At 62.5% G+C, this 21,703-nt stretch carries 20 protein-coding genes; 11 read left to right on the forward strand and 9 right to left on the reverse strand.

Features of this window, described 5'->3' with window-relative positions:
• Window positions 1-1,033: methyl-accepting chemotaxis protein (locus K675_RS0117905; protein WP_017904860.1), on the forward strand; the 1,033-nt coding region annotated here is incomplete at its 5' end.
• A gap of 11 nt (window positions 1,034-1,044) precedes the next feature.
• Here K675_RS0117905 and K675_RS0117910 read toward each other — a convergent pair.
• The 5 genes from K675_RS0117910 to norR form a co-directional block, all read right to left on the reverse strand.
• Window positions 1,045-1,797: a YkgJ family cysteine cluster protein gene (locus K675_RS0117910; protein WP_017904861.1), complete on the reverse strand. Its 753-nt coding sequence runs from the start codon at window positions 1,795-1,797 to the stop codon at window positions 1,045-1,047.
• A gap of 98 nt (window positions 1,798-1,895) precedes the next feature.
• Window positions 1,896-2,219 carry a hypothetical protein gene (locus tag K675_RS0117915; protein ID WP_017904862.1) on the reverse strand — a complete coding sequence of 108 codons (324 nt, stop codon included), beginning with the start codon at window positions 2,217-2,219 and terminating at the stop codon, window positions 1,896-1,898.
• A gap of 37 nt (window positions 2,220-2,256) precedes the next feature.
• Window positions 2,257-2,748, reverse strand: coding sequence for a GNAT family N-acetyltransferase (locus tag K675_RS0117920; protein ID WP_017904863.1), 492 nt, complete (start codon window positions 2,746-2,748; stop codon window positions 2,257-2,259).
• 1 nt (window position 2,749) lies between these two features.
• Window positions 2,750-3,652 (reverse strand): chemotaxis protein, encoded by a 903-nt coding sequence (locus tag K675_RS0117925; protein WP_017904864.1) that lies wholly within the window; start codon window positions 3,650-3,652, stop codon window positions 2,750-2,752.
• A 126-nt stretch (window positions 3,653-3,778) separates the two neighbouring features.
• On the reverse strand, window positions 3,779-5,329 hold the full coding sequence (norR, locus tag K675_RS0117930; RefSeq protein WP_017904865.1) for a nitric oxide reductase transcriptional regulator NorR: 1,551 nt from the start codon (window positions 5,327-5,329) through the stop codon (window positions 3,779-3,781).
• Between the two features lie 155 nt (window positions 5,330-5,484).
• On the opposite strand from norR, the gene hmpA reads away from it, so the two are divergent.
• From hmpA to K675_RS0117970, 8 genes are all read left to right on the forward strand, one after another.
• Window positions 5,485-6,669, forward strand: coding sequence for an NO-inducible flavohemoprotein (gene hmpA / locus K675_RS0117935; RefSeq protein ID WP_017904866.1), 1,185 nt, complete (start codon window positions 5,485-5,487; stop codon window positions 6,667-6,669).
• Window positions 6,670-7,131: 462 nt separating this feature from the next.
• Window positions 7,132-7,641, forward strand: coding sequence for a disulfide bond formation protein B (locus K675_RS0117940; RefSeq protein WP_017904867.1), 510 nt, complete (start codon window positions 7,132-7,134; stop codon window positions 7,639-7,641).
• 784 nt (window positions 7,642-8,425) lie between these two features.
• Complete coding sequence (gene cyoA / locus K675_RS0117945) at window positions 8,426-9,352, forward strand: ubiquinol oxidase subunit II (protein ID WP_026145304.1); 927 nt, start codon at window positions 8,426-8,428, stop codon at window positions 9,350-9,352.
• A 3-nt stretch (window positions 9,353-9,355) separates the two neighbouring features.
• Window positions 9,356-11,374, forward strand: a complete 2,019-nt coding sequence (gene cyoB / locus K675_RS0117950) for a cytochrome o ubiquinol oxidase subunit I (RefSeq protein ID WP_017904869.1) — start codon at window positions 9,356-9,358, stop codon at window positions 11,372-11,374.
• Between the two features lie 3 nt (window positions 11,375-11,377).
• Window positions 11,378-12,004, forward strand: coding sequence for a cytochrome o ubiquinol oxidase subunit III (locus K675_RS0117955; RefSeq protein WP_026145305.1), 627 nt, complete (start codon window positions 11,378-11,380; stop codon window positions 12,002-12,004).
• Window positions 12,005-12,334 carry a cytochrome o ubiquinol oxidase subunit IV gene (gene cyoD, locus K675_RS0117960; RefSeq protein WP_017904871.1) on the forward strand — a complete coding sequence of 110 codons (330 nt, stop codon included), beginning with the start codon at window positions 12,005-12,007 and terminating at the stop codon, window positions 12,332-12,334.
• A gap of 10 nt (window positions 12,335-12,344) precedes the next feature.
• Window positions 12,345-13,232: a heme o synthase gene (gene cyoE, locus K675_RS0117965; RefSeq protein WP_017904872.1), complete on the forward strand. Its 888-nt coding sequence runs from the start codon at window positions 12,345-12,347 to the stop codon at window positions 13,230-13,232.
• A 581-nt stretch (window positions 13,233-13,813) separates the two neighbouring features.
• Window positions 13,814-15,439, forward strand: a complete 1,626-nt coding sequence (locus K675_RS0117970) for a methyl-accepting chemotaxis protein (RefSeq protein WP_026145306.1) — start codon at window positions 13,814-13,816, stop codon at window positions 15,437-15,439.
• On the opposite strand, the gene K675_RS0117975 is transcribed toward K675_RS0117970, so the two are convergent.
• Entirely contained in the window at window positions 15,404-16,015 is a 612-nt protein-coding gene (locus K675_RS0117975; RefSeq protein WP_017904874.1) for a DedA family protein, read from the reverse strand. The genes K675_RS0117970 and K675_RS0117975 overlap by 36 nt on opposite strands.
• 105 nt (window positions 16,016-16,120) lie before the next feature.
• A complete protein-coding gene (locus K675_RS0117980) occupies window positions 16,121-16,960 on the reverse strand; it encodes an AraC family transcriptional regulator (RefSeq protein ID WP_017904875.1) in 840 nt (279 codons plus the stop codon).
• A 147-nt stretch (window positions 16,961-17,107) separates the two neighbouring features.
• Between K675_RS0117980 and K675_RS0117985 the strand changes: the two genes are divergently transcribed.
• A complete protein-coding gene (locus tag K675_RS0117985) occupies window positions 17,108-17,932 on the forward strand; it encodes an alpha/beta fold hydrolase (RefSeq protein ID WP_017904876.1) in 825 nt (274 codons plus the stop codon).
• A gap of 325 nt (window positions 17,933-18,257) precedes the next feature.
• On the opposite strand, the gene K675_RS0117990 is transcribed toward K675_RS0117985, so the two are convergent.
• Entirely contained in the window at window positions 18,258-19,163 is a 906-nt protein-coding gene (locus tag K675_RS0117990; RefSeq protein ID WP_017904877.1) for a LysR family transcriptional regulator, read from the reverse strand.
• Between the two features lie 102 nt (window positions 19,164-19,265).
• On the opposite strand from K675_RS0117990, the gene K675_RS0117995 reads away from it, so the two are divergent.
• Window positions 19,266-20,474 carry an aspartate aminotransferase family protein gene (locus tag K675_RS0117995; RefSeq protein ID WP_017904878.1) on the forward strand — a complete coding sequence of 403 codons (1,209 nt, stop codon included), beginning with the start codon at window positions 19,266-19,268 and terminating at the stop codon, window positions 20,472-20,474.
• 286 nt (window positions 20,475-20,760) lie between these two features.
• Here K675_RS0117995 and K675_RS0118000 read toward each other — a convergent pair whose 3' ends face one another.
• A complete protein-coding gene (locus K675_RS0118000) occupies window positions 20,761-21,465 on the reverse strand; it encodes a hypothetical protein (RefSeq protein ID WP_017904879.1) in 705 nt (234 codons plus the stop codon).
• Window positions 21,466-21,703: the final 238 nt, after the last annotated feature.

Raw genomic sequence — 21,703 nt, forward strand, 5'->3', positions numbered from 1 at the left:
CAGTGCCCTGTGCGGCGCCACCTTTCACTGGGCCTTGCGCCCGTTCGCCCGCCTGACGGCGAGGGCCCGCAACCTGGCCGACAACCCGTTGAGCCAGGCGATCTACACCGGCCGCAGCGACGAGTTCGGCCAGGTCGAGTTTGCCCTGCGCATGCTCGAAGCCCAGGTCGGTTCGGTGGTCGGGCGTATCGGTGACGCCTCGCAGCGTTTGTCCGGGCATGCCCAGGAGCTGGCTCGACATATCGAGAGCAGCCACAGCAGCACCCTCGACCAACAGGCCGAGACCGATCAGGTCGCAGCGGCCATTCATGAGATGGCGGCCAGTGTCGCCGAGGTCGCGAGCAATGCCCAGCAGGCCTCGGTGGCCGCCGATCTGGCTGGCAGCGAGACCCGCGACGGCCACCAACTGGTGGGCGAGAGCCGCAGTTCGGTGTTGCGCCTGGCCGGGGAACTGACCAGGGCGACCGAGGTGATTCATCAGTTGGAAGGGCACAGCATCGAGATTTCCAGTGTGCTCGAGGTGATCCGCGGCATTGCCGAACAGACCAACCTGCTGGCACTGAATGCGGCCATCGAGGCGGCACGCGCAGGCGAGCAGGGGCGTGGCTTCGCGGTAGTGGCCGATGAGGTGCGCGGCTTGGCCCAGCGCACCCAGCAGTCCACCAGCGAGATCCAGCGAATGATCAGCAACCTGCAGGACGGGGCACGCGAGGCGGTGCTGGTGATGCGCCACAGCAGCCAGCATGCCGAGGACAGCGTGCAGCAGGTGCAGCAGGCGGCCGAGGCACTGAGCGGGATCAGCGAGCGGGTGAACCGGATCACCGCGATGAGCCTGCAGATCGCCGCGGCGGTCGAGGAGCAGAGTGCGGTGAGCGAGGACATCAACCGCAACATCATGAGCATTCGCAATGCCTGCCAGGTGACGGTCAGTGCCGGCCGGCAGAGTCACGCCAACTCTGGCGACGTGGCCGGGCTGGCGGATGACCTGCGCTCGTTGGCGCAGGAGTTCTGGGGGCGCGGCAGCCGGGTCTAGCGTCCCGCCGCTCAGGCCGCCCGCAATGGAATGAAGGCGTAGGTCAGCGGTGCATCGCTGACCACCCGCGCACCCGCCGCGCGCAGTTGTTCCGCTATGTCGTTGCCGGAGACATGAAACGCCCACTCTCCCTCGGGAGACCATTGCGGCTGCTGTTCGACTTGCGCGATGGCTTCGACGAACGCGGTCATCTGCGGCAGGTAGGCGGTGAAGCCATCGCCCTTGAGCGCCGTGGCATTAATGCCCAGGCGTGCGCAGATGGCTTGCTTGGCGCGAATGTCGTCGCGGTCGGCCTGGCGCGAGTCCTCGATCAGTTGCGCCAGCCCGGCATCCACCAGTTGGCCGCCGCTGATCAGCAACGGCTGGTCCGGCAGCCACGATTGCGGTGGGCAGTCCTTGGCCTGTGGCCTGAGCGGGATGTGCGGGTTGATCTCCATCGGGTAGATACGGCACACCAGGGGGCGGCGCTCGTAGATCCGGCAGAGCAGGCGTTCGTCAAGATTCCGGCAGGGACCGACATTGTAGGCGGCGAAGGTGATGGCCACGCGTGCCTCGGTGCTGCCGCAGGGCACGGCCCAGGAGCGTCGCTGCGCATGTTCGCGCTGGTCCGGCGCGATCCCGGTGCCGTCCGGCAGGAATGCCTCTACCAGCACGATCACCTGGCCGCCGTCGTCCGCCCATTGCCGGGCTTCGGCCAGGGTCAGCGGTACATGGTGATCGGTGCAGCATTTGCCGCAGCCTACGCAGGAAAAGTGGGTGTTCATGGCTCGACCGACAGCAGGGGAAGGACTGGCGCAGTGACACAAACCCGACAGGCCGTCACCACATGAACCCGTAACGAAGCAAGTTGCGCGCCAGCCGCTCAGTTGTTGCGGGCCGGCATCACCGAGTCCCATTCGCTCACGCTGGCGCTCTTGCTCTTGCGGTTGTACAGGCAGAGTTCGGTGCCCGCCTGGTTTTTCATGTGAGCCTGGGGGTAGTGACCGCGCAGCAGCACGGCGGTGTAGCCGAGCTTATCGTCGAACAGGGCCGGGTTGCCCACCTGCTTGACGTTCTTCAGATGGCTGGCCTTGGTGCAACTGACCAGCACCGCCTTGTCGTGGGCAGCCCACTCGTCAGGACTGGATGCCTGGGCCTGGGCGGTCAGCGCGGTGAGGCTGATGAAGATCAGGGTGGAGGCTTTCATGGCGGGTCTCCTGCAGGTGCATCCGGCAAAAAAGCGATTATGCCTGAGCCGGACTGACTTCATAGCGCTGGATGAAACGCATGCCGGCAGCGTCGTACAGGCACCGTGCCGGCAGGTTGTTCTCCATGACCTTGAGGTCGACGAAGGCTTCGCCCCGTGCGGCGAAGACCTGGAAGACGTGACGTAATAGCGCCTGGCCCAGACCTTCGCCACGGCGCCGCGGATGCACCACCAGGTCCTTGATGTAGGCACTGGTCCAGCACTGGGCGACACCAGCCAAACCCTGTTCGTCCATGGCGATCAGGCACAGGGTCGGGTCGAATTCGGCATCGGTGATGAAGCGTTCACACCAGTATGGGTAAGCGTCGACCGCGATGTCGTTGCCGCGATAGCCTTCGACCAGCAGGGCGTGTACCGCCTCCATCTGCTGCGGGCGCAGGACTTCCAGGCGAATGCCTGCCGGCCAGTGTGGCACGTCGAGTAAACCGTCGAGGTCCTTGCGCAGCAGCAGGCAGTGCCGGTGAGGCATTTCAGAAGTCCTGCCCGGCCACGGTCCTGGCCGCCTTGATCAGGCATTTGGTCAGTTCCGGCGAGGAAAACTTCGTCAATACCGCGTTGGCCCCGGCCTGGCGTGCCTTTTCTGCGTTCATGGCGCTGTCCAGGGAGGTGTGCAGCAGGATGTAGAGATCCTGGAAGTCCGGGGTCTCACGAATGGTGCGTGTCAGTGCATAGCCATCCATTTCCGACATCTCGATGTCCGAGACGATGATGTTGATCTGCTCGGCCGTGCCTTGCAGGTCCAACAGGCAGCCGATGGCGTCCTTGGCGCTGCGCGCGGTATGGCAGGTCAGGCCGAGGTTGCGCAGGGTATGCACCGATTGCTGCAATGCCACCTGGCTGTCGTCGACCACCAGGATCCGCGCGTTGCCGAGCAGTTCGGCCTCTTCCATGGTCAGCTCGGTCGGCGCGACTTCGATCTGCGCCGGGGCGATGACATGGATGACCTTTTCGATATCCAGCACCTGTACCAGCGTGCCATCGACCTGGGTCACCCCGGTGATGAACGCCTTGGGCCCGCCGGAACCGAAGGGCGGCGGGCGGATGTCGGTGGTCAGGCAGTGGACGATCTTGCTCACGGCCTGGACGTGCAGGCCCTGCTTGGAACGACTGACATCGGTGACGATCAGGCAGCCGCCGTCGGGGTCCGCCAGCGGGCGCTCGCCGATGGCCCGGCTCAGGTCGATCACCGACAGCGAGGCGCCGCGCAGCGTGGCGATGCCCCTGACATGCGGGTGCGACTCGGGCAGCTTGGTCAGCGGCGGGCAGGGGATGATTTCGCTGACTTTAAGCAGGTTGATTGCCATCAGCTTGCCACTACGCAAGGTGAAGAGCAGCAGCGACAGCGAATCTGCGCGAGCTTTGTTGGAGGACATAAAAACCTTCTGTACAAAGAGCTGCGTCAGGGCGGGTGAGCCCCGAACGGGTATCCATAAAGCGTTATCGACCCGAGCCGGTCGGGCTTTAGGCGAATCTTGCGCCGGGCCTCCATGGCCCGGTGCTCACTTGAGCCCCAGGCGCCTGGCCAGGCGGCCCAGGTTCGCCCGGTCGAGGCCCAGTTCACGCGCGGCGGCGGCCCAGTTGTGCTGGTGACGCTCCAGGCAGGCGCTGATCAGTTGGCGTTGATACTGCTCCGTGGCCTGGCGCAAGTCGAGCCCGGTTTGCCGGTTCGAGGGGGCGTCAGCCTGTGCTTCGGGCGTTGCGTCGGCGACTGCCGGCAGGTCCAGGTCGGCGGCGCCCAGGCTGAGGATCTTCGGTCGCTCGCGGCAGTTGCCGAGGGCTTTCAGGGCGCTGCGGCCGATCAGGTGTTCGAGTTCGCGCACGTTGCCCGGCCAGTTGTACGCCAGCAGTGCCGCCTGGGCATCCGGGCTCAGGCGCAGGCTGCCCAGGCCCATGCGTGAACGGTTCTGCTCGAGAAAGTAGCCGCTGAGCAGCAGCACATCGCGACCGCGCTCGCGCAGGGGCGGCACCTGCAACGGATAGACGCTCAGGCGGTGGTAGAAGTCAGCCCGATAACGTCCGTTGCGCACTTCCTCGGCCAGGTCGCGGTTGGTCGCGGCGATCAGGCGCACGTTCACCTGGTGCTCGCGGTCCGAGCCCAGGCGCTGCAACTGGCCACTCTGCAGCACCCGCAGCAGTTTCGCCTGGACGCTCAGCGACAGTTCGCCGACCTCATCGAGAAACAGCGTGCCGCCGTTGGCCAGTTCGAACTTGCCGCGCCGATCGCCCACCGCCCCGGTGAAGGCGCCACGGACGTGACCGAACAGCTCGCTTTCCACCAGGGTATCCGGCAGGGCGGCGCAGTTGAGACTGATGATGGGCTTTTCCGAACGGGGCGAGGCGGCGTGGATCGCCTGGGCCACCAGTTCCTTGCCGACCCCGGTTTCACCGGTGATCAGCACGGTCAGATCACTGCCCCCGACCAGGCTGATTTCTTCCACCAGGCGTTTGTGGGCCTTGCTCTGGCCGATCATCTCGCGCTGTTGCGGGCCGCTGGCCTGGCGATAGAGTTCGGCGCGCTGGTGTTCATCCTCGGCCCGCAAGGCCAGGCGCTCGATGCGGTCGGCGACGTTCACGGTTGCCGCCGCCAGGCTGGCGAAGGCCTGCAAGGCGTCGAGATCGATCTGTTCGAAGCGTTCCGGGTCGAGGGCATCGAGGGTCAGCAGACCCCAGGGGCGTTCGTCGATGAACAGTGGGCAGCCCAGGCAATCGTGTACCTCCAGGTGTTCGGTCAGGTCATCGACCAGGCCGTCATACGGGTCCGGCAGGTCGCTGTCGCTGTCGAAGCGCACCGGTCCCCGAGCATCGAGCAGGATCTGGAAGCGCGGGTGTTCGCTGACCTTGAAACGTCTGCCGAGGGTATCGGGGCTCAGGCCGTCGACCGCCAGCGGCACCAGTGATTCGCCATCCAGGCGCAGCAGGGCGGCGGCGTCACAGGGCAGCAGCGCGCGCAGGGCATCGAGCAGGCGTCGATAACGCTCGCTTTCGGGCAGTTCCCGTGAGAGGTCCGCCACCAGCGGCAGCAGGGCGGTCAGCAGCGGTTTTGCAGTCATATTGACTCCTGTGGTGTCGCAATGACTATAGACCGGTTGTGGTCATTATGACTATTAAATATTTAAGTTATTGATTTTAAATGATTTAAATTCTGGCATGGAGTGTGATTGATTCAGGTCAATTCAGATAAATCCTCATATCCAGGAGTTGACCCATGCTGAGCGCCCAAGACCGTGCCATCGTCAAATCGACCGTCCCCCTGCTGGAAAGCGGCGGTGAGGCACTGACCACCCATTTCTACCGGATGATGCTGTCGGAGTACCCGCAGGTGCGCCCGCTGTTCAACCAGGCCCACCAGGCCAGCGGCGACCAGCCCCGGGCCCTGGCCAATGGTGTGCTGATGTATGCCCGGCACATCGATCAGCTCGACCAGTTGGGTGACCTGGTGGCGAAGATCATCAACAAGCATGTTGCGCTGCAGATTCTTCCCGAGCATTACCCGATCGTCGGCGCCTGCCTGCTGCGCGCCATCCGTGAAGTGCTCGGCGAGGACATCGCCACGCCCGAGGTGCTTGCGGCCTGGGGCGCGGCCTACAACCAGTTGGCCGACATCCTGATCGGCGCCGAGGCCGCGATCTACGACGAGAAGGCCCTGGCCCCGGGCGGCTGGCGGGGCAGCCGGCCCTTCAGGCTGGTGGCCAAGGTCGAGGAGAGTGCGGAAATCACCTCCTTCTACTTCGAACCGGTCGACGGCCAGGCCATTCTGGCCTTCGAGCCGGGGCAGTACATCGGCATGAGGCTGGTCATCGATGGCGAGGAACTGCGTCGCAACTACTCCCTTTCGGCGCTGGCCAATACCGGGCAGCAGTACCGCATCAGCGTCAAGCGCGAGGCCGGCGGCCGGGTGTCGAGCTACCTGCATGACCAACTGGCGGTCGGCGCGACCCTGGATCTGTTCCCGCCCGCGGGGGACTTCACCCTGACCGTCAGCGACAAGCCGCTGGTGCTGATCAGCGGCGGCGTCGGCATCACCCCGACGCTGCCGATGCTGGAAGCGGCGCTCGCCACACAGCGGCCGGTGCACTTCATTCATTGCGCGCGTAACGGCGCGGTGCATGCGTTCCGTGACTGGGTCGACGGGTTGGCCGAGCGTCATCCGCAGCTCAAGCGCTTTTACTGTTATGCCGAGGATGACGGCGTGAGCCCGGCGGCGGACAAGGTCGGTCTGCTGAGCCAGGAGCAACTGGCCCAGTGGCTGCCGGAACAGCGTGACCTGGACGCCTACTTCCTTGGGCCGAAGGGTTTCATGGGGGCGGTCAAGCGTCACCTGAAGGCCTTGGGCGTGCCGGAGAAGCAGAGCCGCTACGAGTTCTTCGGCCCGGCTGCGGCCTTGGAATAAGCGCCTGGCCCGAGTCCCGCCGATCGCCGGGGGGACTCGTCGCGAGAGCAGGGCTCATCCGTGGAAAGTCCCGGCAGGAAGCTGGATTGATCCGCGATGCGTTTGAGGGCCCGCTGGTCAGGCACCTGCCACAGGGATTGTGGTGTGTCCGAAACGGGTCACGTCCAAGCCCGATCCTGCAAAAGAATCGGCACAATCCTGCGTATCCCCTCTGCAAAATCCCGCGACGGTTAATCCGCCTTTAATCGACTTCGCGTTAATTCGCCGGAGTTGAGGCGCGCACCGGCCTTTATCGGGTGTTCAATACGCTCAAAGGTCATCTCCTGCGTGTAGACTGGCGAGCCAGGGATCGACCATGCCCGAGTGGCGCCAGGTGCGCCGAGCGAAGGCACCTCGGCCCGATGCAGCCGTTGTCAGCGCTGCCCTGCGGCCGATCCAATAACGAGTCTTAAGGGAAACGGGATGAATGACGAAATGATGCGGTTGGGACGGGAAAAGCGCTTTCTCGTCCTGCTCGGGGTGATCTGCCTGGCCTTGATCGGCGGGGCGCTGTACATGCAGGTGGTGCTCGGCGAGGCGCCTTGTCCGCTGTGCATCCTGCAGCGCTATGCCTTGCTGTTCATCGCGATCTTCGCCTTCATCGGTGCGGCCATGCCGACCCGGCGCAGTCTTTCGGTGCTGGAAGTGCTGGTGTGGCTGAGCGCGATCGGGGGGCTCGCCGTGGCGGGCCGGCATGTGTACATCCAGGCCTTTCCCCAGGTCAGTTGTGGCATCGATGTGTTGCAGCCGATCGTCGATGGTCTGCCGTTGGCCAAGCTGTTTCCGCTGGGCTTCCAGGTCGACGGTTTCTGCGAAACGCCATACCCGCCGGTACTCGGTCTATCCCTGGCGCAATGGGCCCTGGTAGCCTTCGTGCTGACCGTGGTGCTGGTGCCGCTGGGTATCTACCGCAACCGCAAGAACGTTCGCTGAGCGACCTCTCGGGCGCCCCGGTTCCGCTGCCTGGAATCGGGGCGTTCTGGTGTTTGTGAGCCGGTAAAAAAGACCGTGATGAAAGGCAACGAAAGGCCTGGAAAAAGTGCGACATATTGTCACGTCGCAGCGGTCGCAGGGAGCGTCTTCGACTCGCCCGGACCTCTCCAATCGACAACAATTCTCGAGAAAGTTCCCTTCGCCGATTTTCTGCCGTCTCCCTCGCCGGTAGCCTCTTTCACACGTTCCAATACCTGCCATGGGCCCCGTTTTATAGGGGGTAGAGCGACCTGGCAGGGTGGTTCGGAAGGGCAGGCGGGGCATGGCGGGTTGTCCGATAGGAGAACGTATCAGTGCTTCTTGTTGAGAATGAAAAGCGATACGATTCTGCATCATTGCAAAAACGGTGAATGATTGTTGCGCCACTGGATAAAAAATATTTCAGGATGAGACATGGTTTATAAAACCCGACATATCTACAATCGCCCGCACTGAGTGTCCTGCGTCGTTCATTTTTTGAGCGGACACAGGGGCCAAAAGGTGCCATGCGATCCCGGGTGCAGGCAACCTTCCACGTATCCGCACCAAATGGAATTGGTCTGTAACAAGGCCTTTGACCGACGAAATCGAATAAGACTCACTGCCAGCTCCGGATGTGCCGATCAGCGATTAGCGCCAAGGGCAGGCCCTTATTCAATTGAAGAAAAATGCCAACCCTTGGCAGGGTGAAGTGTTGGCGATCAAAACCCAACTGCATTGCGCAAGCTGCTTTAGAGGTCGTGAGATGAGTAAAACTAGGTACCCCAGATTGCTAGGCTTATTGCCGCTGCTCGGCACGTTGCTGCTGGGAGGGTGCAACATGACCTTGCTTGACCCCAAAGGTCAGGTAGGCCTGGACGAACGTAACCTGATCATCACCGCCACGCTGCTGATGCTGTTGGTCGTGGTGCCGGTGATCTTCATGACCCTGGCCTTTGCATGGAAATACCGTGCATCGAACAAGGACGCCACCTACGCGCCGAAATGGAACCACTCGACCAAGATCGAAATCGTGGTCTGGGCCGTTCCGGCCATCATCATCCTGTTCCTGGGCATCGTGACCTACAAGTCGACCCACGCCCTGGACCCGTATCGTCCGCTGGAATCCGACGTCAAGCCGATCAACGTCGAAGTGGTTTCGCTGGACTGGAAGTGGCTGTTCATCTACCCGGACCAGGGTATCGCCACCGTCAACAAGCTGGTGTTCCCGGCCAACACCCCCGTCAATTTCCGGATCACCTCCGACTCCGTGATGAACTCGTTCTTCATCCCGGGCCTGGGTGGCCAGATCTACGCGATGGCCGGCATGCAGACCAAGCTGCACCTGATCTCCAACGAGAATCACGTGTATGAGGGCATCTCCGCCAACTACAGCGGTGCCGGCTTCACCGGTATGAAATTCAAAGCGATCGCAACCAGCCAGGCGGATTTCGATGCCTGGATTGCTGAGGTCAAGCAGTCACCTAAAAAGCTTGAACAAGCCGAATACGCAGAACTTTCCAAGCCGAGCCAGGACAACCCGGTCGAGCTTTATTCTTCCGTTACACCGAACCTGTTCCAGGTCATCGTCGACAAGTACGAAGGCATGAAACCAGGCAAGCCGGTCAAGCACGAGAAGAAGGAAGTGGCCGCAACGGAAGGTTCGCATTCAGCTGCCGGGGCAGAGGAGTAAACGATGTTTGGTAAATTGAGTTGGGACGCGGTCCCGTTCCACGAACCGATCGTCATGGTGACACTCGCCATGATCGCGATCGGTGGCCTGGCGGTCTTCGCGGCCATCACCTACTTCAAGAAGTGGACCTACCTGTGGTCCGAGTGGCTGACTTCGGTCGACCACAAGAAAATCGGCGTGATGTACATCGTCGTCGCCATGGTCATGCTGCTGCGCGGCTTCGCCGACGCGATCATGATGCGTTCCCAGCTGGCCATGGCCACCGAGGGTTCGCCTGGCTACCTGCCTCCTCATCACTATGACCAGATCTTCACCGCCCACGGTGTGATCATGATCATCTTCATGGCGATGCCATTCTTCACCGGCCTGATGAACATTGTCGTGCCGCTGCAGATCGGCGCGCGTGACGTTGCCTACCCGTTCCTGAACTCCCTGAGCTTCTGGCTGCTGGTTTCCGGCGTGGTGCTGATCAACCTGTCCCTGGGCGTTGGCGAGTTCGCCAAGACCGGCTGGGTTGCCTATCCGCCGCTGTCGGGGCTGCAATACAGTCCGGGCGTGGGTGTGGACTACTACATCTGGGCGCTGCAGCTGTCGGGTCTGGGTACGACGTTGACCGGGGTCAACTTCCTGGCGACCGTACTGAAGATGCGTACCCCTGGCATGAAACTGATGGACATGCCGATCTTCACCTGGACCTGCACCTGGGCCAACGTCCTGATCGTGGCTTCGTTCCCGATCCTGACCGCTACCCTGGCCCTGCTGACCCTCGACCGTTATCTGGATTTCCACGTGTTCACCAATGAACTCGGCGGCAACCCGATGATGTACGTCAACCTGTTCTGGGCCTGGGGTCACCCCGAGGTTTACATCCTGATCCTGCCGGCGTTCGGTGTGTTCTCCGAAGTCATCTCGACCTTCTCCGGCAAGAAACTGTTCGGCCACCACTCGATGATCTACGCCAGTGGCGCGATCTCGGTGCTGGGTTTCATGGTTTGGCTGCACCACTTCTTCACCATGGGTTCGGGTGCCAACGTCAACGCCTTCTTTGGCCTGGCGACCATGCTGATCTCGATCCCGACCGGGGTGAAGCTGTTCAACTGGCTGTTCACCATCTACCGTGGCCGCCTGCGTTTCACCAGCCAGGTTCTGTGGACCCTGGGCTTCATGGTGACTTTCGCCATCGGTGGCATGACCGGCGTTCTGCTGGCCGTTCCGGGTGCCGACTTCGTTCTGCACAACAGCCTGTTCGTGATCGCGCACTTCCACAACGTGATCATCGGTGGTGCGGTATTCGGCTACATCGCCGGCTTCAGCTTCTGGTTCCCGAAAGCCTTCGGCTTCAAGCTGCATGAAGGTTGGGGCAAGGCTGCATTCTGGTTCTGGATCACTGGCTTCTTCGTTGCGTTCATGCCGCTCTACGCTCTGGGCTTCATGGGCATGACCCGTCGCCTGAACGCCACCACCAACCCTGAGTGGGTACCGTACCTGTACGTTGCCTTCGTCGGTGCGATCCTGATCGCCTTCGGTATCGCTTCGCAGCTGATCCAGATCTACGTCAGCGTACGTGATCGCAAGCAGAACCTGGACGTGACCGGCGACCCATGGAACGGCCACACCCTGGAATGGTCGACCTCGTCGCCACCTCCGTTCTACAACTTCGCCGAACTGCCGAAAGCCGACACCGTCGACGCGTTCACCGAAGCCAAGGAAAACGGTACTGCCTACAGCGTGCCCAAGCGTTACCAGCCGATCCACATGCCGAACAACACCGCGACCGGTCTGGTCATGGGGGCTCTGCTGACCGTCTTCGGTTTCGCGATGATCTGGCACATCTGGTGGATGGCGATCGCCAGCCTCGCAGGTACCGTGATCTATTTCATCATCCACGCAGCCCGTGATGATCAGGGCTACATGGTGCCGGTCGAGACCATCGAACGCATCGAAGCCGAACAGCACAAGGTGCTGGTCGCGGCCAAGGTGATTCCGGCCTCCCGTGTTGAAACCTCGTTGGAAAAGGCTTAAACCATGTCGAATGCAGTGACTCATGCTGGACACGCCCATGGTCATGACCATGGGCATGATGACCACCACCACGACTCGGGCGAGATGACCGTATTCGGTTTCTGGCTCTACCTGATGACCGACTGCATCCTGTTTGCGTCGATCTTCGCAGCGTACGCGGTACTGGTTAACAACGTAGCGGGTGGCCCGTCGGGCCACGACATCTTCGAGCTGCCCTACGTGCTGGGCGAAACCGCCTGCCTGTTGCTCAGCTCGATCACCTACGGCTTCGCCATGCTGGCGTTGTTCAAGGGCAAGAAAGGCCAGGTACTGGGCTGGTTGGCAATCACCTTCCTGTTCGGCCTGGGCTTCATCGGCATGGAAATCAACGAATTCCACCTGCTGATCGAAGAAGGCTACGGTCCTAACCGCAGCGGCTTCCTGTCCGGTTTCTTCACCCTGGTCGGGACCCACGGTCTGCACGTCACCAGCGGCCTGATCTGGATGGCCGTGATGATGTACCAGGTCTGGAAAAACGGCCTGACGCCGACCAACACCACTCGCCTGAGCTGCCTGAGCCTGTTCTGGCACTTCCTGGACGTCGTGTGGATCTGCGTATTCACCGTTGTTTACCTGATGGGGACCCTGTAAATGGCTAATGCACACCATTCCAGTGATGCCAACCATGGCAGCGTGAAGTCCTACATGATCGGCTTCATCCTGTCGATCATCCTGACTGCCATCCCGTTCGGCCTGGTGATGTACCCGTCGCTGCCAAAAGCCGCGACCCTGTGGATCATCCTGATCTTCGCCGTGATCCAGGTGCTGGTGCACCTGGTGTACTTCCTGCACCTGGACCGTTCCGCCGCGCAGCGTAACAACGTGATCGCGTTCATTTTCGCGGCGCTGGTGATCGTCCTGCTGGTAGGTCTGTCGCTGTGGATCATGTTCACCATCCACGCCGTCATGATGGCGAAGTGAGGTAAACCCGATGTCGCTCAAGCACTTTATCCAAATCACCAAACCGGGGATCATTTTCGGTAACGTGCTTTCTGTGGCGGGTGGTTTCTTCCTGGCCTCCAAGGGGCATGTCGATCTGGCCATCTTCCTGGCGGCCATGATCGGCACTTCGCTGGTGGTCGCGTCCGGTTGCGTGTTCAACAACTGCATCGACCGTGACATCGACCTGAAGATGGAGCGCACCAAGAACCGCGTGCTGGTCCAGGGCCTCATCTCCCTGAAACTGGCACTGGTCTACGCGACCGTCCTGGGCGTTGCCGGCGTGGCCTTGCTGTACCGCGTCGCCAACCCGTTGGCGGCGCTGTTCGCGGTGATCGGCTTCGTCATCTACGTCGGTCTCTACAGCCTGTACTTCAAGCGCAAGTCGGTTCACGGCACGCTGATCGGCAGTCTGTCGGGGGCGATGCCACCGGTGATCGGTTACGTTGCGGTCAGCAACAGCTTCGACATGGCGGCATTGACGCTGCTGGTGATGTTCAGCCTGTGGCAGATGCCGCATTCCTACGCCATCGCGATCTTCCGCTTCAACGACTACCTGGCCGCATCGATTCCGGTGCTGCCGGTGAAGCGCGGGATCGTCGTGGCCAAGAAGCACATCCTGCTCTACATCCTGGCTTTCGTCGCCGCGACGCTGATGCTGACCTTCAGCGGCTATGCCGGCATGAGCTACCTCGCCGTGGCCGCAGCCATGGGCATGTACTGGCTGTACATGGCCTGGACCGGCTACAAGGCGGTGGATGACACGGTCTGGGCACGCAAGCTGTTCGTGTTCTCGATCTTCACCATTACCGCCCTGAGCGTGATGATGTCCCTGGATTTCAAAGTGCCGAGCGAGTTGTTGCTGACTTATGCGCACTGAGTGACCCGCATGACGGAAAAGCCCCGCCTTCGAGAGAAGAGCGGGGCTTTTTTTCTGTCGCCGGGCAGCACGGACATGCGGGGTGGGCCAAACGCCTCCCGCGCGGGGGGGCAGCGGATCGGTATGGCGAAAGGCTTACACGCGCTGGCAGTGATCTCCTCTGTTGACGATTCCCGGGTGGGCTTAATCTACACCCACTGCTGCTGCGCAAGGATGTGTACAGCTTCAGGGAAGACAGGCCCGGACCAGGACGGTCGATGACAGGAGTCGTTATGGGCGACAAGGAACCCGCTTCGGCGGGTTTTTTGTTGCCTGTGGAAAAGTGAGGTTTATTCAATTTCCGGCCTTTTGCCCCTGATATCGCGCCTGGCCGTACCGACAAGGATGTTTCTGGTAGGCGGATGCTGATTTTTCATCGCCTTGAGCATGGCCCCGGCCACCGCTGTCGGTGGTAACTGCCACCGGGTCTATTTTTCGAAGTGCACTTCAAGTTGTCATATGACTTGCCGATAGCCTGCCAACCGTCGGCAGCCATGCCTACGCTATTTCACTTCGGATCATCCCAGGAAAAGGCCGCCGTCATGCTTCTTCGCCAAATGAATATCGCGCCTCGCGCAGCGCTCGGATTTGCCCTGATTGCCGTTCTTGTGGCCTTCCTCGGCCTGTTTGCCTTGGAGAAGATGTCGAGCATCCGCGACAGTGAGGTGGTGGTGGAAACCCAATGGCTGCCGAGCATTCGCGGTGGTGACGAGATTCGCGAGCTCATGTTGCGCATCCGTACGATCTCTCTGCGCATGGCCCTCGACCCGGATCCGAAGAACGTCGCCACGTACCGCTCGCAGATGGACACGCGCGACAAGGAACTGAGCGAGAAGATCCTCGCCTACGACAAACTGGTGACCACGCCGGAGACCCGGGTGTTGTATGACCAGTTCAAGTCGACCTTCGCCACCTACCGTTCCGGTATCGCCCAATCGTTCACCCTGGCCGAGCAGGGGCGACGCGAGGAACTGATCAAGCTGTTGCTGGTGGACATGAAGACCGTGGTCGATGGTTCCGGCAAGCAGCTCAACGACCTGGCCGACCTGTTCAGCAAGCGGGTCGAGGCCGAGAGCGTGAAGTCCGAGGCGCACTACAGCAATTCGCGGACGATCGTCATCCTGTTCATCGTGCTGGCGGCGCTGGCCACCGTGGCCCTGGCGATGCTGCTCACCCGCAGTATCGTCAAACCCCTGAGTGAGGCCCTGAACGCCGCGAAGCACGTCGCTCGCGGCGACCTGACCCAGAATATCGAGGCCCGCGGTACCGACGAGGTCAGCCAGTTGCTCGAAGCGCTGGCGACCATGCAGCAGACCTTGCGCAATACCTTGCAAGGTATCACCGGCTCTTCCGTGCAACTGGCGACCGCGGCCGACGAGTTGAACGCGGTCACGCTCAACAGCACCCGCGACCTGCAGCAGCAGAACGACGAAATCGAGCAGGCGGCCACCGCCGTCAACGAAATGACCGCTGCGGTGGAAGAAGTGGCGCGCAATGCCGTGTCCACGTCCGAGGCCACGCGCGAGTCCAGCGAGTCGGCCCGGTTGGGTCAGGAGCGGGTCAGCGAAACGGCCGAGGCGATCAATGCCCTGGCCGGCGAGGTGGAGCAGACCGCTGAACTGGTGCAGTCCCTGGCCGTTCAGTCCCAGGACATCGGCAAGGTGCTCGACGTGATTCGGGCGATTGCCGAACAGACCAACCTGCTGGCCCTCAACGCTGCCATCGAGGCGGCCCGGGCCGGCGAGAGCGGACGGGGTTTCGCGGTGGTGGCCGATGAGGTCCGGGCCCTGGCCTACCGCACGCAGCAATCGACCCAGGAAATCGAACAGATGGTGCAGGGCATGCGCAACAGCTCGACCCAGGCCCTGGATTCGATGCAGGCCAGTTCCCGGCGCGCTGCCAGCACCCTGGTACTGGCCGAGCGGGCGGGCGATGCCCTGAAGACCATCACCGCCTCGGTGAGCCAGATCCATGAGCGCAACCTGGTGATCGCCAGCGCTGCCGAGGAGCAGGCCCAGGTGGCCCGTGAAGTCGATCGCAACCTGGTGAACATCCGCGATCTGTCGCTACGTTCGGCGGCCGGTGCCGACCAGACCAGCGCCTCCAGCCACGAGCTGGCGCAACTGGCCAACTCACTGCGCGGGATGGTCGGGCAGTTTCGCGTCTGACCGGCGCGCCTTGCGCCGGGCCCGTTGATGGCGGATCAGGGCGATCGCCGCCATCAACAGCACCACGCCGACCGCGATGGGCAGGCGATAGGGTTTGAGATTACCGAACACTTGTTCGAGAAACTCGCCGGCCCAATAGCCGCCGGAGGCGAACAGGGCGGCCCAGACCGCCGCCCCGAACAGGTTGATCACACTGAAGCGCAGCGGCGACAGGCCGCTGGCGCCGATCACCAGCGGGCCGACCAGGCGCATGCCGTAGAGAAAGCGTACGGAAAACACGGACACCAGCGGGTAGCGCACGATCAGCCCGGTGACCCGCTCGATCGCCGCCTGCTGGCGGTGCAGGCGTGGCAGCAGGCGGGCGCCGAAGAAGCGTCCGGCCCAGAACAGCAACTGGTCGCCGAGCATGCCGCCCAGGCTCGCCCAGAAAATCACCGTTCCCAGGTGCAGCACCTGCTGATGCGCCGCCACTCCGCCGAGAATCAGGATGGTTTCACCCTCCAGCAGACAGCCGATGAAAATGGCCCAGTAACCGTACGTGGCGAGCAGGTAGTTGAAGTCGACGTGTTCGAACATGGGCGCGGGTCGATCCGGTTCTGGGTCCATGGACGGCCTTGCGTGCAGGCAAGGCCCTTGCAGGGTCTGATCTGGCGGCGTGGCGAAAGTGCCCGGACAATCGTTCTAGGCGGTGTTTTTCAACTCGCTGGACTGGCGTCCCAGCCATTCCCGCGGGCTTTCGCCGATCTTGCGGCGAAACGCCCGCGCCAGCGCCGACGGGCTTTCGTAACCGACCTCATCGGCGATCAGGGCGATCGGCCGGCCTTCGCGCAGGCGCTTCTGGGCCAGGCTGACTCGCCAACTGAGCACGTAGTCCGCCGGCGTCTGCCCGACCACCTTGTGAAAGTGCGCGGCGAAGCTGGCCCGCGACATGTTCGCTTCCTGTGCGAGTTCGGCGACGGTCCAGGGCCGCTCGGGATGGTTGTGCATCATGGTCATGGCGCGAGCCAGGCGCAGATCCGCCAGGCCGGCCATCATCCCGGTGGTCATGCTGTGGTAGGCCATCATGTGGCGCAGGAACTGGATCACCATCAGTTCGAACAGGCGGTTCATCACCGCTTCGCGACCACAGTGCTCGGCGAAGGCTTCGCCGAACAGCCAGTCCAGGGTGCCCTCGATCATCGGCACGGCCTTGAGCGGCATCACGATCGTGTCGGACAGGGCCACGGACAACGGATTGTCGATACCGCCATCGAAACGCAACGAGGCGCAGACCAGCTCTGCGGCATCAGCCTCGCTGGCGAGCAGTCGATGGGGCAGGGGACGGGGAATGAGGACCAGGCTCGGCTCTTCGAGACGCAGCTTCCTGCCTGCGGACTCGAGGTTGAGCCGACCGCTCTTGAGCAGATGCACGTGCCCGCTGGGCTGCGCGCCGTCGATACCGAGCTGGCCCTGCAACGGGCCGCTGTGAAAGGTGTGGGCGGCGATACCGAAGTGGGTCAGCAGGGTCGACAGGCGATCCATGGATGGGTGCTCGCTGGAGGGTTTAGACGATCTGCCGTATATCATCGACAAAAAGGCGCCATTCGTAAACGTGTTTTCGCCATCATGGCTCCACGTTCAAACCGCCGCTTCCGGCGGGCCCGTCACTTCAAACGAAAGGAACTGCCGATGAAAACCTCCCGTCTTTGCGCTGTGTCGAAACTCTTCGCTGCCGTCGCCATTGCCGCCGGAGCACTGTCCGTGGGGTGGAGCGGCGCGGCTGCGGCCGCCACCGAGCCGGCCGGGAAGCCTACCGTGGTCCTGGTTCATGGCGCCTTCGCCGAGTCTTCCAGTTGGAACGGGGTGATTGCCCGCCTGCAGGCCAAGGGTTATCCGGTGGTCGCCGTCGCCAACCCGCTGCACAGTGTGAAGAGCGATTCCGATTACGTCGCCGATATTGTCGAACATACGCCGGGTCCGGTGATCCTGGTGGGGCATTCCTACGGCGGTGCGGTGATTTCCAACGCGGTCCATGGGCAGTCCAACGTCAAGGCACTGGTCTACGTCGCCGCCTTCGCTCCGGAAAAAGGCGAGACCGCGATCGAGCTGTCCGGCCGCTTCCCGGGTGGTACCCTCGGCCCGGCTCTGGCACCTGCGGTGCAACTGAAGAATGGCACCGTGGACCTGTTCATTCAGCAGGACAAGTTCCCGGCACAGTTCGCCGCCGATGTTCCGGCGCAAGAGGCGGCGCTGATGGCGGCGACCCAACGGCCGATCGCCGAGGCCGCGCTGAAGGAAGCCTCGGGTGAGCCGGCCTGGAAGACCCTGCCGTCCTGGTTCATCTACGGTTCGGCGGACAAGAACATTCCCGAGGCGGCCCTGAAGTTCATGGCCGACCGTGCCGGCTCCCGCGAGACCGTGGACATCAAGGGCGCATCCCATGTGGTGATGGTGTCCAACCCGGACAAGGTGGCGGCGATCATCGAGGACGCGGCCAAGGCCACCGCCAAGTAAGGCATTTGCCACGCAATGGACGTTTCACTCTGGGGGAGGCTCTATGGTTTTGCACAGGACCTGAGGGCCACTCGCGGATAAATCCGGCTTGTGTCGCACGTCCATTTTGTGTAAGCCAACTGTCTTTTGAGCGGTCGGATACTGGCCGCCTTTGGTGGTTCGCGGATAAACCGGGGCGCCGGACCGCCGGCTTCCACGGTGCGGCGCGATAGCGGTCCTGATGTCGCCACGCTGGGCGGTGAATGGCCGCCGTTGGCGGATCGCCAGCAAGCCGGCTCCAGTCTCGGCAGGCCCCGCCCACTACCTGGATGTTCCACGGGTGGCCTCAGGGCTTCGCCCACTTCTCCAGGGCGAACTCGACGAAGCTGCGCAGCTTGGGCAACCGGTAGCGGTCCTGGGCGTAGAGCAGGTTCATCGGTCGCGACGGCAGCTTGTAGCCGACCAACAGGGGCACCAGCCGCCCTTCGCGCAGATCGTCGCGCAGCAGGGCATCCGGCACCATCACGATGCCCATGCCCGCCAGCGCCGCCTGGTACAGCGCCGATGAGCTGTTGATGGTCATCGGGCCGCTGACCGGTACCAGGATCTCTCCCTCCGGGCCGCTCAGGCTCCATTGTTTTTCCACCGTGCGCCAGTCGTCTCCCGCCGGGTAGGCGAAGGCCAGGCAGTCGTGATGCGCCAGGTCCTGGGGGACCAGTGGCGTGCCACGGCGCCTGAGATAGTCGGGCGAGGCGCAGACCGTCAAGGCGTAGTTTTCCAGCGGCCGGGCAATCAGCGTCGAGGGTTCGGGTACGCCCAGGCGGATCGCCACGTCGAAACCGCTGTCGATCAAGTCTTCACGCTGGTTGCTGAGCATTACATCGAGCTTGATCCGCGGATAGCGCCGGACGAACTCGCTGAGTGCCGGAGCCAGGCGCTCGGAACCGAAAGTCAGTGGCGCGGTGATCCGCAAGGTGCCACTGGGCTCGCCCTGAACCTGTTCGGCCAGGCGTTCGGAGTCGGCCACCAGCCCCAGCACTTCCAGGCAACGCTGGTAGTAGGTCGCACCGAACTCGGTCAGGCGCTGGCGACGCGTGGTGCGGTTGAGCAGGCTGACGCCGAGACGCTGTTCCAGCGAGCGCAGGTGGTTGCCGACCATGGTGGTGGAGATACCGCACTCCAGGGCGGCGGCGGTCATGCTGCCGCTTTCCACTACCTTCACGTACACCTGCATGGCCTGGAACAGGTCCATTATCAATTCCTGCTTGAAAATTAATGAAGTTTTGCACAGTTTATCCAGCTCAGGTGGCTAACGATACTGCTCGCACCCCCTCACCGCCTGGAGCCCGCTGCCATGACCGCCGCCTGCCTGATGACCACCTACCAACCGCTCGACCTGGGATTCGTAAAGGGCCTGGGCACGCGCCTGTGGGATCAGGACGGCCGCGAGTACCTGGATGCCGTGGCGGGGGTGGCGGTGACCAATGTCGGTCACTCCCACCCGCGGCTGGTCAGTGCGATCAGCGAGCAGGCCGGCCTGCTGCTGCATACCTCGAACCTCTATACCATCGACTGGCAACAGCGGCTGGCGCAACGCCTGGCCGGGTTGTCGGGAATGGATCGGGTGTTCTTCAACAATTCCGGCGCCGAGGCCAATGAAACCGCGCTGAAGCTGGCCCGCCTGCATGCCTGGCATCGGGGGATCGAACAGCCGCTGGTGGTGGTCATGGAGAACGCTTTCCACGGTCGCACTCTGGGCACCCTCTCGGCCAGCGATGGCCCGGCGGTGCGACTGGGCTACCATGCTTTGCCGGGTGATTTCATCAAGGTACCGTTCGGCGACCTGCCGCTGCTGCACAGCCTGGCCCGCAGCCATGGCCAGCGTATCTGCGCGGTGCTGATGGAGCCGATCCAAGGCGAGGGTGGGGTACAACTGCCGCCGCCGGGATACCTGAAAGCCGTGCGCGACCTGTGCAAGCGGCGCTCGTGGTTGCTGATGCTCGATGAAATCCAGACGGGTGTCGGCCGTACCGGCCAGTGGTTCGCCTTCCAGCACGAAGGTATCGTCCCGGATGTGATGACCCTGGCCAAGGGCCTGGGCAACGGCATTCCCATCGGTGCCTGCCTGGCACGGGGCAAGGCGGCGCAGTTGTTCACCCCGGGCAGCCATGGCAGCACCTTCGGCGGCAATCCGCTGGCCTGTCGGGTGGGGTGTACCGTACTCGATATCGTCGAGGAGCAGGGCCTGGTCGCCAATGCCGGGCAACGGGGCGAACGGCTGCTCACGCGTTTGCAGGAGGAACTGGGCCAGCATCCACAGGTGCGGGCGATCCGCGGACGGGGCTTGATGATCGGCATCGAACTCAGGCAGCCGGTCCGCGACCTGGCGCTGATCGCCGCCCGTGAGCAGGGCGTGCTGATCAACGTCACGCGGGGCAGGACCATCCGCCTGCTGCCGCCATTGACGATCGATGCGCTGGAGGTGGAGATGATCGTCGCCGGCGTGCGCGATGCGCTGGTTGCCGCCTGCGCCGACGCTGGCGGGAACGCGGTGGCGGTATAGCCAAAGGCTTACACGCCACACTGGCGATCACGTCTTTGCCCGACCCGGTCGTTGCCCTAATCTACACCCATCACTGCTGCATACGGATGTGCGCAGGATCACGGAAGATCGACCTGGCCAGGATGGCTACCGACAGGATGTTGGGCAGGTCAAAAAAAGAACCCGCTTCGGCGGGTTTTTTTGTGCCTGATTGATGGGAAGCTCAGGCGGTGCCGCGTTGACGCGGGTGCAGTGGGCCTTTGACCTCTGTCCCGCGCTGAGGTGCGGGTCTTGCTGCGGAGACCGCCTACTGCTGAACCACGCTGTACCCGGCAAACGCCGTCTGCTGCTGGATGGCGGTGACGATGTTCTTGCGGGTCGCCGGCTGTGCGTTGCCCTCGTTATCGACAAAGGTTTCGTTCAGCAGTTCGGCCAGGTCGCCATGGCCGGCGAAGGCGAAGCCCAGGAATTCGAACGCTTCACGGTCGGCGTTGGCCTTGGTGCGGGGCGTGCGCAATGGAAAAGTGACGCTGGTGCCGTCCTTGCTGATGACGAACACCTCGGCTTCCTTCTTCGTCCGCGAGGATTTGCCCTTGCCGGCGTTGGGGTTGGTGATCGCCTGGTGGGTCTGGTTCAGTACCTTCAGTGCCAGGCCATAGACCAGTTCCTGGAACGCCGGGTCGTTCTTGTAGCTGGACAGGATCCGGGTGATCGGATATTTCGTGCTCAGGTCTTCCAGCGCGGCGAGGTCCGCGGCTTCGGCATCCTTGAGCTGCTTGAGCTGGCCCATGAGTTCGTAGGCTCTGTCGTCGTCGAAACGGTCGTGCGCCTGGCGGACCTGGACGCGCAACTGGCGGATTTCCTCGCTTTCCTTGGAACTCTGAAAGGCGTCTAGCACCATCTCACTGATGGTCTTGGCCTGGGCGACGTGCTGGGAAAGATTGATCGCGTTTTCGTATTCGTGCTTGGCGGACAAGGAGGTTACGGCTTCATCGGTATGAGAGTCAGGCATCGAAATTTCGCTATTTCATTTAACAGGGGGTAAGGCTCAAAATGCCTCGGCATTTTTGGGCGCTTAATCTATTGGACCGGCGCGCCGTTGTCACGGATCAACAGGCGAGCGGCCGGCTCAGCGGCGGGGTTTTCGGCTTGTTCAACAGGTTTCAAAGTTGTTCGCCAAAATATTGGCTGGCCGCCTGTCTGTGCTGAATAAAATCAATTAGACAGCAAAATAATGACACCATCATATT

The sequence above is a fragment of the Pseudomonas fuscovaginae SE-1 genome, assembly GCF_000364705.1.
GTDB classification, from domain to species: Bacteria; Pseudomonadota; Gammaproteobacteria; order Pseudomonadales; family Pseudomonadaceae; genus Aquipseudomonas; species Aquipseudomonas fuscovaginae_A.

Excerpts from the sequence above, each read along its gene's own strand:
- cyoA (WP_026145304.1), top strand. The coding sequence starts at position 8,426 with ATGAGTAAAACTAGGTACCCCAGATTGCTAGGCTTATTGCCGCTGCTC.
- cyoB (WP_017904869.1), top strand. The coding sequence starts at position 9,356 with ATGTTTGGTAAATTGAGTTGGGACGCGGTCCCGTTCCACGAACCGATC.
- K675_RS0117980 (WP_017904875.1), bottom strand. The coding sequence starts at position 16,960 with ATGGATCGCCTGTCGACCCTGCTGACCCACTTCGGTATCGCCGCCCAC.
- cyoD (WP_017904871.1), top strand. The coding sequence starts at position 12,005 with ATGGCTAATGCACACCATTCCAGTGATGCCAACCATGGCAGCGTGAAG.
- K675_RS0117920 (WP_017904863.1), bottom strand. The coding sequence starts at position 2,748 with ATGCCTCACCGGCACTGCCTGCTGCTGCGCAAGGACCTCGACGGTTTA.
- K675_RS0117985 (WP_017904876.1), top strand. The coding sequence starts at position 17,108 with ATGAAAACCTCCCGTCTTTGCGCTGTGTCGAAACTCTTCGCTGCCGTC.
- cyoE (WP_017904872.1), top strand. The coding sequence starts at position 12,345 with ATGTCGCTCAAGCACTTTATCCAAATCACCAAACCGGGGATCATTTTC.
- K675_RS0117940 (WP_017904867.1), top strand. The coding sequence starts at position 7,132 with ATGAATGACGAAATGATGCGGTTGGGACGGGAAAAGCGCTTTCTCGTC.
- K675_RS0117925 (WP_017904864.1), bottom strand. The coding sequence starts at position 3,652 with ATGTCCTCCAACAAAGCTCGCGCAGATTCGCTGTCGCTGCTGCTCTTC.
- K675_RS0117970 (WP_026145306.1), top strand. The coding sequence starts at position 13,814 with ATGCTTCTTCGCCAAATGAATATCGCGCCTCGCGCAGCGCTCGGATTT.
- K675_RS0117995 (WP_017904878.1), top strand. The coding sequence starts at position 19,266 with ATGACCGCCGCCTGCCTGATGACCACCTACCAACCGCTCGACCTGGGA.
- K675_RS0117990 (WP_017904877.1), bottom strand. The coding sequence starts at position 19,163 with ATGGACCTGTTCCAGGCCATGCAGGTGTACGTGAAGGTAGTGGAAAGC.
- norR (WP_017904865.1), bottom strand. The coding sequence starts at position 5,329 with ATGACTGCAAAACCGCTGCTGACCGCCCTGCTGCCGCTGGTGGCGGAC.
- hmpA (WP_017904866.1), top strand. The coding sequence starts at position 5,485 with ATGCTGAGCGCCCAAGACCGTGCCATCGTCAAATCGACCGTCCCCCTG.
- K675_RS0117955 (WP_026145305.1), top strand. The coding sequence starts at position 11,378 with ATGTCGAATGCAGTGACTCATGCTGGACACGCCCATGGTCATGACCAT.
- K675_RS0117975 (WP_017904874.1), bottom strand. The coding sequence starts at position 16,015 with ATGTTCGAACACGTCGACTTCAACTACCTGCTCGCCACGTACGGTTAC.
- K675_RS0117915 (WP_017904862.1), bottom strand. The coding sequence starts at position 2,219 with ATGAAAGCCTCCACCCTGATCTTCATCAGCCTCACCGCGCTGACCGCC.
- K675_RS0118000 (WP_017904879.1), bottom strand. The coding sequence starts at position 21,465 with ATGCCTGACTCTCATACCGATGAAGCCGTAACCTCCTTGTCCGCCAAG.
- K675_RS0117910 (WP_017904861.1), bottom strand. The coding sequence starts at position 1,797 with ATGAACACCCACTTTTCCTGCGTAGGCTGCGGCAAATGCTGCACCGAT.